Source organism: Exiguobacterium sp. E4787, from assembly GCF_018618375.1.
In the GTDB taxonomy this organism is placed as follows: domain Bacteria; phylum Bacillota; class Bacilli; order Exiguobacteriales; family Exiguobacteriaceae; genus Exiguobacterium; species Exiguobacterium chiriqhucha.
The window spans coordinates 1-13,627 of the sequence record NZ_JACSLY010000016.1 but is presented as its reverse complement, the minus strand read 5'-3'; the positions used below and the strand labels follow the sequence as shown (position 1 = coordinate 13,627).

Sequence of the window (13,627 nt, the reverse complement as noted above, 5' to 3'; positions counted from 1 at the left end):
TCAACGCTGTTAAAATGGCTCTTCCTCACTTTTGATGAAACGCTTCATTCCTGTGGTTATGTAGACATCGATTCATATTTCAGTAGAATAACAAGCCTCAAGTGACATTCAATATTTTGATGCGCAACAGCTCTAATCCTGCCCGACCATACATTTGGCGCTTGATTGTCTTGAGTCGGTTGACTTGTCCCTCGACCATGCCGTTCGACCAGGGCAGCGTCATCCCGAGCCGGATGGCGTCGATGTCCCCTCGTATATAGGTTGCGAAAGAGGATAGCGGGGCTTCGTTCATCCGTTCTGCCTGTTCACACCACGATAAGATATCTGGATGGGCTACACTCAATTGGACATAAATGAAGAGGTCGATTAGACTGAAACAAATTATGAACACGAGGAGAACATTAGACATGACAAAGAGAGCGCACCGCGTTTACACAGATGAATTTAAAGAACAGGTCGTCCAGCTCTATCTCAACGGGAAGCCGAGGATCGATATCGTTCGCGAGTACGATTTGACACCATCGGCACTGGGACGGTGGATCAACCAGAGCCGTACGACCGGTTCGTTCAAGGCAGAGGACAACCTGAGCGACGAGGCCCGTGAACTCTGTGACCTGCGCAAGCAAGTGAGGCAGCTCGAGATGGAGAACGACATTTTAAAGCAAGCCACGCTGATCATAGGACGAAAGTAACTGTCATCAAGAACAATATGCACAAATACTCGGTATCAGCAATGTGTAAAGTCCTGAAACTATCAAGAAGCACCTTCTACTACGAATCCAAGAGGCGACCGGCGGTCGACGATGTGACCGGTGATGTCATCGAGATTTTCCGCCGCAGTCGTGACAATTATGGGACGCGCAAGATCAAGGTCGAGCTACAGCGTATAGGGAAGCGTGTGTCACGCCGACGCATCGGACGCATCATGAATGAGCAGGGGCTCGTGTCCTCCTACACCGTCGCACAATTCAAACCGAAACGAAGCAATCCTAACGAGTCCACGGTGAAAAACGAGCTGAATCGTGAGTTCCGTCAGGAAAAGGAACTGTCGGTCATCGTGAGCGATTTGACATACGTCAGGGTCCAAAACAAATGGAACTATGTCTGTGTATTTGTCGACCTATTCAATCGGGAAATCATCGGACATAGCGTCGGCGAACGCAAGGATGCGGACCTGGTGGCCCGGGCGATCGCAACAATTCCAGCTGACCTCCGTCGGGTGGGCATGTTTCACACCGACCGTGGGAGCGAGTTCAACAACAAACTCGTGAGCGACACGTTGCTTAGCTTCGGGATCCGTCGTTCGCTCAGTGACAAGGGGTGTCCTTACGACAACGCAGTGTCAGAGGCGACGTACAAGGTTCTCAAAATCGAGTTCGTCAAGAAGCAGACTTTCCCGAATCTGACGGTTCTCGACCGTGAATTACGTGATTACATACATTGGTTCAATAACATCAGAATCCATGGGACATTAGGTTACCTGACACCGAAAGAATACAAAAAAAGAGACCTCTTAAAAAATGTCTAGTTAAGTGTTGACAATCCAAGGTATTTGATGTGGCTCAGACGGATGGAAAAGAGATCCCTAACGTGCGTGACTTCATTCAAAAAGATTTACAGTCACCAGAGTCGCTGCAAGAACTCTACGACCGATTCATCGAACAGACGAATGCAAACTTACATGAACTCACGATCCGCGAAGAAGAACATGCAGATCAATCATACGGAGGCTATTACAGCCGAAAGGATGAGGAGATCGTCATCAATTCAGCTGTGGCCAAGACGACTGAGCAAAAGTTTCGAGTCCTCATCCACGAATATGCACACAGTCAATTACATCATAAAGAGAGTGAGATCAAAGACCTTCCGAGAGGACATAAAGAGGCACAAGCCGAATGCGCTGCGTATATCGTCTCTCAATATTACGGACTGGACACCGACCTTTCCTCTACCGGTTATATCGCTACATGGGCTCAAAACTTGAACCTTGCGAAACAGGCGATCAAAGAGGTTCAGGACGTCTCGAAAGAGACGATCGAGTATATAAATGGCATGCAAAGCGAGAAAATCAAAGAGTTCTATCAATCCATCGATCCTGAACAGGTCAAAGAATCTGTTGAATCGAAATTAGGCATATCTTTTGAGGATAAACCGACACTTCAACTTTTCGACAGCAAGAACGGTCTCGTCATCTACGCAAAAGTTGAACAGAGTGAACGTGATCAGCATCATTTCTTACGCACCAACACGAACCGTATTCTACCGATTGATGAGTTGACTGAACGCTATCATGTACTGAATGTGTTAGAGAACAAGGGACAGCTCGTAGAAGAATACAAAAAAGTTGAGGACATCGTAGAAGTGACAAAGATTGATGAAGGAAAATACGCTGTCACGATTGAGGGGGGAGAAAGCTCGCAACGGACATTCTTTAAGAAATCCGAGACTGAGCGCTTCATCGATAAATCAGGTATTGCACAGTCTCTTAATACCGATAAATTCTTGAGTCAGACAAAGCACAAAGATGTGCCAAGACTTGAACAGCTGAACGCGAGCCATCTGAATGCTCGACTAGCGAAAGTATTGAAACAACCAAATCTACAAGCTGAATCAAAACATGGTATAGCGATAGGATGGGAACTTGTGAAGAATCCTCAGATCCAATCAAAAACAGGTTTTGAAAAACATCTAAATGGTTTGAATCCACATCTAAGTTCAACGAAAGAGTTAAAGAGTACCTTCCTTCAATTAGATCGAGGCACGAGGGAAAAAGAACCCGAAAGAGAAAGATAATACTTAACCCCCTCAGACAACTGAACTGCGCCCTGTCAAGTAGATAGTAAAAAAGAAAAAAGGGTAGACCTAAGCTACGACCTGGTATCGATACTCTATCGGTGCCAGGTTGTTTAATTTCTGTTGATAGCGTTCCTCATTATAGAATCGCATATAGCAATCGACCTCCTCGACCAGTTCCTCATAATCTTTATACTTCTTCAATTCATAGCTCTCGCATTTGAAATACAATCTGGATATGTGATGATTGCCTCAAAGTCAGTGACACCACCTGCACTTCGAATCAAACTCTCCATATAGATTTGGTCGCCATGGCGGTTGAGCGTGCTGTCTTGAGGAGTAACATTGTAAGCATTAGACACACCGCCAGTATAGGATATTCTTTTAAGAGATAAAACCTTTTATCTGTTGATACACCTCAATTTGAGCGATGAATAAAACTAAATGATGAACAAAACTTAAAATTCCTACACTTTTATCGTAGGGTTAGTGTAAGAAAGATGCGTATTTACAACCTTAATGAATCCAAGAAATACTATTTAAGCAAGATTTCTAGGATTTTCGTTTGCGTCCAAACTTTTATTTGGGAACGTTATTTTGAATGATTTTGCATACTTTATAAATCTTTAATGAACTAAGGTATCTTGAATTTTGAGGCGTTTCTTATATGTATTAAGGACGCTGGTTCATATGTCAGAATAGCGCCCTTTAACAGAATTATTTTCTAAAAAACAATACAAACTTTGATTCTGGAACATCCCTATCAAAATAAATTCAAGGTAAGTTTATTTTGACAAAAAACCGTCCGGACGGTATAATAATCTCATGGAATAACAAAAGGAGGGTAATCATGTCAGCAAAAAAACAGGACAAAAGAGCGCATCTGCTAAATGCTGCAATAGAACTCTTAGGTTCAAACGATTTTGATACTTTGACATTAGAAGCAGTCGCAAAGCAAGCCAATGTTAGCAAAGGTGGTTTATTGTATCATTTCCCCTCAAAAGAAGCATTATATGCTGGAATAACTGAACTTATTTTTCAAGACTTTGTATACCGATTTAATGAATTAGCTGAGAATGATCCTATAGAAAAAGGAAAATGGACTCGCGCCTTAATACATGCATACACTGATGATTTAAACAATTCTCAAGTTCTAAATATAGCATCTCATTCTTTTTCGAAATTGAATCCTACTGTTACAGAAAACATCCTCGTCCACTTCGAGTATATTCAATCAAAAATTGATGAGGATGGTATTGACTCTGTACTAGCAACAACAATTCGGCTTACCCTCGATGGTCTTTATTATTCCGAGTTCTTTAAGTTGGGACAAATCAATTTTGACTTACGAGAAAAAATCATCGAAAAATTAATTGAATCTACAACCTAGGAGGATATCACATGAATCCATATGTATTATTAATTGGCGCAATCTTATTTGAAGTATTCGGAAGTTCTATGATGAAGGCATCAAATGGCTTTAAGAAATTAGTCCCTACAGTTGGTTTAGTAATAGGTATGGGGAGTGCTTTTTACCTTCTCTCCAAAGCATTAGAACACATTCCGTTAGGAACTGCTTATGCAATATGGTCTGGTGGAGGAACTGCTCTTACTGCGATTGTTGGTATTCTTGTTTGGAAAGAAAAGTTTAATCTAAAAATATTACTTGGCTTACTAATCATTATAGCTGGTGTTGTGGTACTTAAATTGTCTCATTAAAGGAAGGTTGATGGATTATGAAAGGGTATGTTGCATTAGGAATTGCGATTATTGGTGAAATATTCGGAACATCTATGTTGAAATTATCTGAAGGATTTACGAATATATACCCCACAATTGGAGTAGCAATTGGCTTCTTCATAGCGTTCTATACATTATCATTGTCTTTAAAAACTTTGCCTTTAAGTTTAGCTTACGCAATCTGGTCAGGTGTAGGAACAGCTCTGACAGCTTTAATAGGTGTTTTGGTGTGGAATGAACCATTTAACATTCTTACATTTATTGGTTTAGTTATGATTGTCGGTGGAGTAATTATACTTAATCAAAGATCTGCTGACACGAAAACAAGCACTTCTCATTAATTAAATGGTATGAGTTCCTTATTGGTATGAGAACATCTTACTTCTTAGAGGGGCAGCATCCGGATTATACGGATTTACAATGATAAAGCAGGAAACCTTGTACAATAAGGTTTAATCTATTGAGATATAATCGAAATTACGTCAAATAAAGCGATTTAGTGTTTTGTTGTATGACTTGTCTCAAAAACGAGGTGAAATTTTGAAGAAAATCGGTTATGTACGCGTCAGTTCGACTAGCCAAAATCCTTCAAGTCAATTTCGGCAATTGAACGAAATTGGAATGGATATTATTTATGAAGAAAAAATTTCAGGAGCAACAAAAGATCGTGAACAACTTCAAAAAATGTTAGAGGATTTACAGGAAGGAGACATTATTTATGTTACAGATTTAACTCGGATCACTCGAAGTACGCAAGATTTATTTGAATTGATTGATTTAATACGAAATAAAAAGGCAAGCTTAAAATCACTTAAGGATACATGGCTAGATTTATCAGAAGATAATCCATATAGTCAATTCTTAATTACGGTAATGGCTGGTGTTAACCAATTAGAGTGAGACCTTATTCCTATGCGTCAGCGTGAAGGAATTGAGCTCGCAAAGAAAGAAGGGAAGTTTAAAGGACGGTTAAAGAAATATCATAAAAATCACGCAGGAATGAATTATGCAGTAAAGCTATATAAAGAAGGAGGTATGACTGTAAATCAAATTTGTGAAATTACAAATGTGTCTAGGGCTTCATTATATAGAAAGCTGTCGGAAGGGAAAAAATAGTCGTTCCCTATTCCATTAAAGGGCCATTTAATGGAGTAATTTAGGTGTTCAAATGAGGGAATTTGATATAATGCTTATTAAGCTATAGAGCAAGAGAATATAACTTAATGATTGGATATAAGAGGTATAACATAATATGAGGAGGTCAATATGCAAAAAGTAATTCCTGCATTACGCATAACTGACTATACAAGAAGTAAGGAGTTCTATATAGATGGGATGGGTTTTCAAATTGACTGGGAACATCGATTTGAACCGCATTTTCCTGTTTTTGCGCAGATCACCAAAGATGAAATGACTATTTATTTGACTGAACATACTGGTGACTGCCAAGTAGGTGGATTAGTACACTTTTTTGTTCCAAATGTTGACAACTGGTACAGCGAATTAAAGAGCAAAAAAGAAGTCCGTATCATTGAGCCTCCAAATGAGGATCTTGAAGGGCTTCGCATGATGACAGTCGTAGATCCTGATAACAATCAATTACGCATTTGTACTTGTTTATAAAAAATCTCTATCATATATAAAAAACACGAAGCATCATAGGTTTATCTAGTTTAGGGAAAGAGAAAATAACTTTTTCATGAGTTGAACAACAGCGGCAAACTATTAAAAAGCTAAAAAGAGGAGTTGACTTGTAAAAATTTTGATTGCACGGCCTTATCTATGATAGGCGCGACAAAATGATAGGAGGCATTCACCTTGTTTAGCAGCACAGGCATAAGATTTGATTTACATTTCTGATGCAATTATAATGGTGGGCAAGAATGGCCGAAATACATAATAAACAGTCATTCCTCAATCCAGTCTTCAATTGCGGCCGCCTTCGTTTATTTTTGGCTTCCGCCACCTAGATGATGTTATTTATTCAAAAAATTTTTAGAAAAAAAGGAGAAATGATTATGTCAATTGCGGTTACAGGTGCTACTGGTCAACTCGGTGGGCTTGTGATTCAACATTTGCTCAAAAAAGTTCCCGCCAGTCAAATCATTGCCATCGTGCGTAATGTTGAAAAAGCCTCTACTCTTGCCGATCAAGGCGTGGAAGTTCGCCATGGCGACTATAATCAACCGGAATCTCTTCAAAAGGCTTTTGCAGGTGTCTCCAAGCTGCTCTTTATCTCAGGTCCGCATTATGATAATACGCTTCTTATCGTTCAACATGCAAATGTCGTAAAAGCTGCCAGAGATGCGGGAGTCAAACATATTGCTTACACAGGATATGCCTTTGCTGAGGAATCAATAATTCCCCTTGCACACGTACATTTAGCAACGGAATATGCCATCCGTACGACCAATATCCCGTATACTTTCCTGCGTAATGCCTTATATACGGACTTTTTTGTAAATGAGGGGCTGCGCGCATCCATAGAGTCTGGAGCAATTGTTACGAATGCGGGAAGCGGGATCGTTAATTCAGTAACACGCAATGAACTTACTTTGGCTGCCGCAACGGTTCTTACAGAGGAAGGGCATGAAAACAAAACGTATAACCTTGTTTCCAATCAACCGTGGACCTTTGATGAACTTGCCCAAATTCTCTCCGAGGTTTCCGGCAAAAAAGTCGTGCATCAGCCTGTCTCATTCGAAGAAGAGAAAAATTTCCTCGTAAACGCTGGTGTCCCTGAGCCGTTTGCTGAAATTACGGCAGCGATCTATGACGCGATTTCCAAAGGAGAAGCGTCCAAAACATCAGATGATCTGCAAAAACTGATCGGATCCTTGACCCCTCTGAAGGAAACCGTAAAACAAGCCCTGAAAATGTAAGAATTGACCAAATGACATAAAATGAAAAAACAGAACATCCAATGACTGCAAACTCGTGACCTGCTTTATCTTAGTTCGAAAATAAGCCCTGTCACGCAGACAGACATTAACAGCCTGAGACCTAAAATTACATAAGGACTCAGGCTGTTTTATTTCTTTTGATCACGTTGGCGGATTTAAAAACGAAACGAGAGTATATCATCTTTTACAAAAGTAGTTGGTAGAAAGGGGAAAAATATATGTCAAGAATAGTGATTGTTGATATAGACAATTGCATTGCCAATGTTAACAAAGCACTTAAAGATAAAGGATACAGAACCGACATATATCCATCACCTGTTCCTTCACGTTTGTTTGATGACGGTTCTATTTTTAAAAATGCAGAACCTATGAAATCAGTCATTGAAAACATCGAAGGAATAATAGACGACAAAAAAGATATGTGTATGTTCCTTACTTCCCGACCAAATAAAAAACACATATCTTCTGAAATTACAAGACAATGGATTAATGAACACACACCCTTCACTTTTCCGTTTTACTTTACAGACGGAGTGCCGAAGGGTGAAGTGATTAGGAAAGTCTTTTCGGATAAAGCAATTCGTGAATATGAATGGATCATTTTTGATGATTCCCCTCACGAAATTATAAGTTATCTAAACTTGAAAAACGACATCAATGTGGATATGGAGATTTATATTCCAGCATGGGAATACAATAGCCATATTGATGTTGGAAAGAAAATATAGAGGGCAAAGAGGACAATCCACTCGGTTGTCCTCTTTATCTATTAAAAAAACAAAAAAGGAGAAGGTTTATATGGTTCAATTTTTTCAAACTCATATGGGGCAAAAATTTTATGAGCGTGATATTCCAGAAATGGTAAGAAAGCTCAATGAAATTGCTTCTGAATTAAGTCGTTCAAACGATCTGAAAGAGCGAGAATTAAAAATTAAAGAACGTGAATTAGAACTGTTGGAAACTCAAATTAGAAAGGAGAATAATTAAATGACTGATAAGTTAGTTAAAATCAGAGAAGCTTTGAACAAAAAGTATTTTGAAAGAGAAGAAGAAATTGAAGGGATGCTTATTGCTCTGCTTTCTCGCCAGCATGTCCTTTTGATTGGAGAGCCGGGCACGGGTAAATCGCTTCTATCAATGGAACTTGCAAAAATCATTGATGGAAGCAATTATTTTCAGTGGTTGCTTACCAAGTACACCACTCCCGAAGAACTGTTCGGAGCATTAAGTTTAAAAGAACTCGAACAAGGGATTCATAAGAGAAACACAAGTGGAAAATTACCAGAAGCACATTTTGTGTTTTTGGATGAAATCTTCAAGAGTAATTCAGCGATTCTGAACAGCCTTCTAACACTAATCAATGAAAGGCTATTTTATAATAATGGCACACCAATTAAAACCCCTTTAATCTCCCTTATTGGTGCTTCAAATGAATATCCAGAAGAAGATGAAGGACTTGAAGCGTTATTTGACAGGTTACTGTTAAGATATGAAGTCAAGCCAATTAGAGATAGGAACAACTTCATTTCTATGTTAAAAAATGAAGGACAGAACATAACAATGCCTTCTTTAACCATAAACGAACTAACTGATTTGCAATTTTATGCAGATATGACCAATGTACCTGACAACATATATGAAGGTATAGCTGATCTTTGCCAAGCTCTTGAAGATGAGGGAATTCAACCATCTGCAAGGCGTGTTAAAAACTCCATTAACGCACTTAAAGCAAAAGCGTTTTTGGAGGGGAGAAACACGGTTGAAGAAAAGGATATGTTGATTTTAAAGCATATTCTTTGGAATAACATCGAGGAAAGGGATACCGCAGAGCAAATAATCAAAGAACACGCACAAGATCAAGTGACCAACACGGTAGAACGAGTGAAGAAGGAAGCGAAGGACATCCTTGCTTCACTAAATAACATCCAATAAAATATCTGGTACTAATAAATTCAATTTTCCAAAAAAACATTATAACCCTCATGCATAAACGTTCGTTAAAGTAGACTTTTACGAACTATAGCAAAACTTATAATTTCAAATCAAATAAACGTTCGTAAACACATATAAAATTTTTACGAACGTTTATTTATTTTTCACCACTTTTACGAACGCTTTTGAGTTATAATTAGATAAAATTCTAATTTCGGAGTGATACGATGGAAAATCGAAAATTTGGATACATTCGGGTCAGTACAAAAGATCAAAACGAGGGACGTCAATTTGATGCAATGATTAATGCAGGAATTAATGAGAGGGACATTTATCTGGACAAACAGAGTGGGAAAAGTTTTGACCGACCACAATATCAACTCTTAAAACGTATTCTTCGCAAAGGGGATATCCTCTACATTCATTCTCTTGATCGATTCGGGCGAAATAAACAGGAAATCCTTAAAGAATGGAATGATCTCACAAAAAATATACAGGCAGATATTATTGTAATGGATATGCCGTTACTTGATACTACACAGTATAAAGATAGCTTAGGAACATTTATAGCAGATCTTGTGCTGCAAATACTCTCTTGGATGGCTGAAGAAAATCGAAATACAATAAGAAAAAGCCAAAGGGAAGGTATTGAATCAGCCAAAAAAAGTGGCGTCAGATTTGGAAGACCTAAGGTCGAAGTATCTGAAGAATTTGTGGATGTATATAATAGGTGGAAAAAAGGAGAAATTAAAGCAGTGAGAGCAATGGAATTACTAAATCTAAAGAAGACTACATTTTACAAGCTAGTAAAGCTATATGAAAAGAAAGAGTGAGTAACGAAACCGCAACTCACTCTTTCTTATTTTTAAGAAGCTCTAAATTCAAGTTGTATCCGTCTAACTCTTTAGAAACAAGTCCTAAAATAGAGTTTTTAATCTCCTCTTTTGTATACAGATTATCCGTATCAATCATAATCGCAATGCTCAATAGTTCAGCTTTTAGAGTACTTATCAATTGTTGATTAAACAAATGTTGCGTAAATAAATCCTTGATATAATCGACCACCTTCAAATGTTTGTAGCTAACATATCAGAATTTATTTCCTTGCTGTTGACTATTACCAATATGGTAATTTAATTTTTCTCTTCTTTCTTTTTTAGGCTCATCACCATAAGGTGTGGTTGACACATAAAATCCATCGGATTTTGAATTGAACATAGAAAAAAAGCGAAAACCCCGGTATCGTAATTGTTGCTTAGACAAACCACGATTGGAGTTTTCGCTTTGTCCCAACAGTTTATCAAATTACTTCTTCCACTTCCAGACCTTTTTCAGATTCAGATGTCTTCAGACGAAGAACCGAACGTTTTCCCGGTCATCCCGGATCGACACGACATCCCTTGCCCCCTTTGCCAGAGAAAGACAGTCCTGCATTCGAAAAGGCGACGTCGCTTCCGACACGGTCACGCATGGAACGTCGGTATACTCTGGATTGAGCTGGATGTCCCACGTCAAAGATGCTTCTCTTGTGATTTGACGTTCGTGTATGACTACGGTCTCGGGCTCGTCCGCACCTCCACCGAGGTGTTCCGGAAAGGCATCGCAGAACGTTGCCACGGTAGGACAATCTCAGATGTAGCGCGTGAATACGGATTACCTTACACGACGGTGGAACGATGGTTTTATCGGTACGCCTCAGTAGAGACAGAGAAGCATACGACAGACGTCCTCATCGACGAGTTCGCCACACGAAAAGGACATCACTATGCGACAATCGCCCTCGATGCCGAGAGTGGTCGGCTTCTGTCCATTGTCCCGGGAAGGGACGTCACGGCCATCACGGCTGCACTCCAAGGCATAGCCGGAGACATCCGTTCTGTCGTCAGTGACTTTGCACCGGCGATGGCGAAGGCCGTCGCACATGTCTTCCCGGATGCGAAACATGTGCTGGATCGTTTCCATCTCATCCAGTTCTTCACGGACGCCCTTCGCCGTCGGCGTCGTTTTTTGAACGAGGTGAAACGTCACCATCATGTCCGTGTGATTGACCGTGCTCTCGCCTGTCGTCCGGAGACGCTGTCCCCCGAAGACCGGGAGGTCGCCGATTCTTGCCTTCGGGAAGATCCGTTCACCCGGGACCTCTATCAAGGACTTCAACATATTCGATATGTGCTGAAGGCCACGTGCCATGGACAGGCGAAACGTCGACTGACCGATTGGTTGGATCATTATCAGTCCCATCCTTGCGGGCCTCTGGCGAAGATCGCGAAATCGATCCAGAACCGAGAGGAAGCGATGCGTCGAACAATCGTGTCCAGTCTATCGAACGGAAAGATAGAAGGAACGAACAACAAAATCAAGCTTATCAAACACCGTGGTTATGGCTACCGAAACCTCGAACGTTTCTTTTTGAGATTACGCTTCGAGCTTGGTCGTTAAAATAGCAACCACGTGTTATGGTGATGAGCCCTTTTTTAACCTATTATTCTCATAAATCTCTAATACAATTATATAACTAAGTATTTTAAAGATAATATTCGTATTTGTGTTCTTTTAATTTCATAAAAAAAGATTGCCTATCTTTATCATCAATTAATTTTTCTGAAAGTATTAGGCCCACCATATTATTTGTTTTTAAAGAATTATATACAGTTGTTCCTAACTTACTTAAAAACAAATCATCAACTACATAACAATAACTTTTTTCATTACATAATTCTATTGCTATTACCTCTTCATCGAATATTGCATCTAAAAGGATGTCGTACAACTCGTTGGACTCTACATATTTTGTCATTTGATGTACTTTTAAAATAAACTCTAAAATTTCTAACCAGAATTTTTTTTGCTCCATAATGCTTTCTTGGCTATGCATATTGCTCAGAATTTGATTATCTTCAGTTAATTGTAGAACTCCAACCCTATTTTCTTCAAGTCTACTCAGTTCATCAATAATTTGTTTTACTTTGTTTTCCACATTTTCAACAATTATGACTTTATCTATTATCTTCTCTAAATTTTTTAAAACTCCCAGATAATTTAGTAATAGAATTGTACTTAAGGATAAAACATATTTTTCGCTTTTTACTAGATATGGTTTCCCACTATATAGTGCTTGATCAGTTGTATTAAAAATACCAATAAGAACTTCTGAATACCTTTTTAAATCTTTCCCGGAAATATAAGAAACGGGAATACCAGCATCGTTTTCCTGAAAGTTATAAAGTTTCATTTGTTTTTGAATTACATTTTTTTGTTCATGCAACGATTCAAGGAGCTGTCTTTTGAAATCATTCACATCACCTGCAGATATAACTTTCATAAAGACTTCACTTTGCTCACTTTCTTTTACGAGATCTAGACAATACCTAAATAAATATACTCCTAAATGTAATATTTCTTGAATCTCGTACTTGGAACCTTCGATTTCTATTTCCTTTCCAATAGCACCAAGTGAAACTAAACGCAGACTTAAGTAATCGTCTAGATGATAATTTTCACAGTCAAATATTACTTCTCCAGAAGTAAAGCTTAATGACCTATCTCCGTGAATTGCAATTTTTCTAAGCTCATTTGAGCTTTTCAAAACTAATACGGAATTAACTTGGGGCTTCATTAAATTTACTTTTTCATTTCCATGTGTCATTTTACTAAAATATAAACTAACATGATTTTTCAAAGCATCCATAATAAGTTCATCTTTCATCAAGTATAGTGCCCTGATCGAAATCTCTTCCGACCTTTCAAAATCACTTTGGGCACTCTTCATCCGTGCTGCCAATTGTAGATCCTGTGGTATATCTTCCTCTAATAAGACTTTCATTTCCTTTTCATACGAATCAATGTGACTTGTATTTAATTTTCCTAAAATGAAAAACCTTGAATAGAATACATCTAGCCCTATTAAACGTTTATAATCATCCAATGCTAAAAAATAATTGCCTTTAAAATCATTTAGTTCATAATTTACTATAATTAAATTCTCTAATAAAGATCTATATTTATATCCTTTTTCATAAAACAACGTCAGGTTATTTCTTAATAGTAATTGTGTTGTATGATTGATACCTTCTTTAAAGGCTGCAATGTAAACAGCCAATAATTTTTCATTATCCACAGCTCTACTCTCTAATGTAATCAACGCTGTTAAAATCCCTTATATCAACGTATTAAAAATCCCTCAAATTAATGGATAATGAGTCTGACAACCTGAAAATGGAGTGTGAGACACATGATCCGAAGTGAGGGATTTTTTATGA

Annotated in this window: 17 protein-coding genes and 2 pseudogenes; 13 read left to right on the top strand and 6 right to left on the bottom strand. The window is 38.6% G+C overall.

What is annotated here, in order from left to right:
- Positions 1 to 97: 97 nt before the first annotated feature.
- Complete coding sequence (locus KNP80_RS14225) at positions 98 to 391, bottom strand: transposase (RefSeq protein ID WP_214834970.1); 294 nt, start codon at positions 389 to 391, stop codon at positions 98 to 100.
- 16 nt (positions 392 to 407) lie between these two features.
- On the opposite strand from KNP80_RS14225, the gene KNP80_RS14220 reads away from it, so the two are divergent.
- Together KNP80_RS14220 and KNP80_RS14215 are read left to right on the top strand one after the other, a co-directional pair.
- Positions 408 to 1,528, top strand: a protein-coding gene (locus tag KNP80_RS14220) for an IS3 family transposase (protein ID WP_214834969.1) whose coding sequence is annotated in 2 segments (ribosomal slippage) — positions 408 to 657 and positions 657 to 1,528 — 1,122 coding nt in all. Because the reading frame shifts where the segments join, the coding sequence is not laid out codon by codon here.
- Positions 1,529 to 1,590: 62 nt separating this feature from the next.
- A complete protein-coding gene (locus tag KNP80_RS14215; protein ID WP_251132403.1) occupies positions 1,591 to 2,793 on the top strand; it encodes an LtrC-like protein in 1,203 nt (400 codons plus the stop codon).
- 69 nt (positions 2,794 to 2,862) lie between these two features.
- Here the strand turns inward: KNP80_RS14215 and KNP80_RS16045 are convergent, their stop codons facing one another.
- Both KNP80_RS16045 and KNP80_RS16100 read right to left on the bottom strand, forming a co-directional pair.
- Complete coding sequence (locus KNP80_RS16045; RefSeq protein ID WP_172693361.1) at positions 2,863 to 3,024, bottom strand: IS3 family transposase; 162 nt, start codon at positions 3,022 to 3,024, stop codon at positions 2,863 to 2,865.
- Positions 3,024 to 3,161, bottom strand: a pseudogene (locus KNP80_RS16100) (DNA/RNA non-specific endonuclease); the annotation flags it as partial. The gene KNP80_RS16045 and the pseudogene KNP80_RS16100, both read right to left, overlap by 1 nt.
- A 482-nt stretch (positions 3,162 to 3,643) precedes the next feature.
- Between KNP80_RS16100 and bcrA the strand changes: the two are divergent.
- From bcrA to KNP80_RS14160, 10 genes and pseudogenes are all read left to right on the top strand, one after another.
- Entirely contained in the window at positions 3,644 to 4,183 is a 540-nt protein-coding gene (gene bcrA, locus KNP80_RS14205) for an efflux transporter transcriptional regulator BcrA (RefSeq protein ID WP_003725294.1), read from the top strand.
- A gap of 11 nt (positions 4,184 to 4,194) precedes the next feature.
- A complete protein-coding gene (gene bcrB, locus KNP80_RS14200) occupies positions 4,195 to 4,512 on the top strand; it encodes a quaternary ammonium compound efflux SMR transporter BcrB (RefSeq protein WP_003725293.1) in 318 nt (105 codons plus the stop codon).
- 17 nt (positions 4,513 to 4,529) lie between these two features.
- Positions 4,530 to 4,874, top strand: coding sequence for a quaternary ammonium compound efflux SMR transporter BcrC (bcrC, locus tag KNP80_RS14195; RefSeq protein ID WP_003725292.1), 345 nt, complete (start codon positions 4,530 to 4,532; stop codon positions 4,872 to 4,874).
- A 199-nt stretch (positions 4,875 to 5,073) separates the two neighbouring features.
- A pseudogene (locus KNP80_RS14190) lies at positions 5,074 to 5,649 on the top strand (recombinase family protein).
- Positions 5,650 to 5,799: 150 nt separating this feature from the next.
- Positions 5,800 to 6,156: a glyoxalase superfamily protein gene (locus KNP80_RS14185; protein ID WP_003725288.1), complete on the top strand. Its 357-nt coding sequence runs from the start codon at positions 5,800 to 5,802 to the stop codon at positions 6,154 to 6,156.
- A gap of 395 nt (positions 6,157 to 6,551) precedes the next feature.
- On the top strand, positions 6,552 to 7,415 hold the full coding sequence (locus KNP80_RS14180; protein ID WP_003725287.1) for an SDR family oxidoreductase: 864 nt from the start codon (positions 6,552 to 6,554) through the stop codon (positions 7,413 to 7,415).
- Positions 7,416 to 7,654: 239 nt separating this feature from the next.
- On the top strand, positions 7,655 to 8,164 hold the full coding sequence (locus KNP80_RS14175) for a hypothetical protein (protein WP_003725286.1): 510 nt from the start codon (positions 7,655 to 7,657) through the stop codon (positions 8,162 to 8,164).
- 70 nt (positions 8,165 to 8,234) lie between these two features.
- The gene (locus KNP80_RS14170; protein ID WP_003750115.1) at positions 8,235 to 8,423 is read left to right on the top strand and encodes a hypothetical protein; all 189 of its coding nucleotides are present in this window, start codon (positions 8,235 to 8,237) and stop codon (positions 8,421 to 8,423) included.
- Positions 8,424 to 9,368, top strand: a complete 945-nt coding sequence (locus KNP80_RS14165) for an AAA family ATPase (protein ID WP_003725285.1) — start codon at positions 8,424 to 8,426, stop codon at positions 9,366 to 9,368.
- Between the two features lie 227 nt (positions 9,369 to 9,595).
- Positions 9,596 to 10,201: a recombinase family protein gene (locus tag KNP80_RS14160; RefSeq protein ID WP_214834968.1), complete on the top strand. Its 606-nt coding sequence runs from the start codon at positions 9,596 to 9,598 to the stop codon at positions 10,199 to 10,201.
- 16 nt (positions 10,202 to 10,217) lie between these two features.
- Here KNP80_RS14160 and KNP80_RS14155 read toward each other — a convergent pair whose 3' ends face one another.
- Positions 10,218 to 10,433 (bottom strand): hypothetical protein, encoded by a 216-nt coding sequence (locus KNP80_RS14155; RefSeq protein WP_214834967.1) that lies wholly within the window; start codon positions 10,431 to 10,433, stop codon positions 10,218 to 10,220.
- A gap of 24 nt (positions 10,434 to 10,457) precedes the next feature.
- Positions 10,458 to 10,661 (bottom strand): hypothetical protein, encoded by a 204-nt coding sequence (locus tag KNP80_RS14150; protein ID WP_214834966.1) that lies wholly within the window; start codon positions 10,659 to 10,661, stop codon positions 10,458 to 10,460.
- A 48-nt stretch (positions 10,662 to 10,709) separates the two neighbouring features.
- Between KNP80_RS14150 and KNP80_RS14145 the strand changes: the two genes are divergently transcribed.
- A complete protein-coding gene (locus KNP80_RS14145; RefSeq protein WP_214834965.1) occupies positions 10,710 to 11,807 on the top strand; it encodes an ISL3 family transposase in 1,098 nt (365 codons plus the stop codon).
- An 85-nt stretch (positions 11,808 to 11,892) separates the two neighbouring features.
- Here KNP80_RS14145 and KNP80_RS14140 read toward each other — a convergent pair whose 3' ends face one another.
- A complete protein-coding gene (locus tag KNP80_RS14140; RefSeq protein WP_214834964.1) occupies positions 11,893 to 13,509 on the bottom strand; it encodes a hypothetical protein in 1,617 nt (538 codons plus the stop codon).
- Positions 13,510 to 13,627 lie beyond the last annotated feature (118 nt).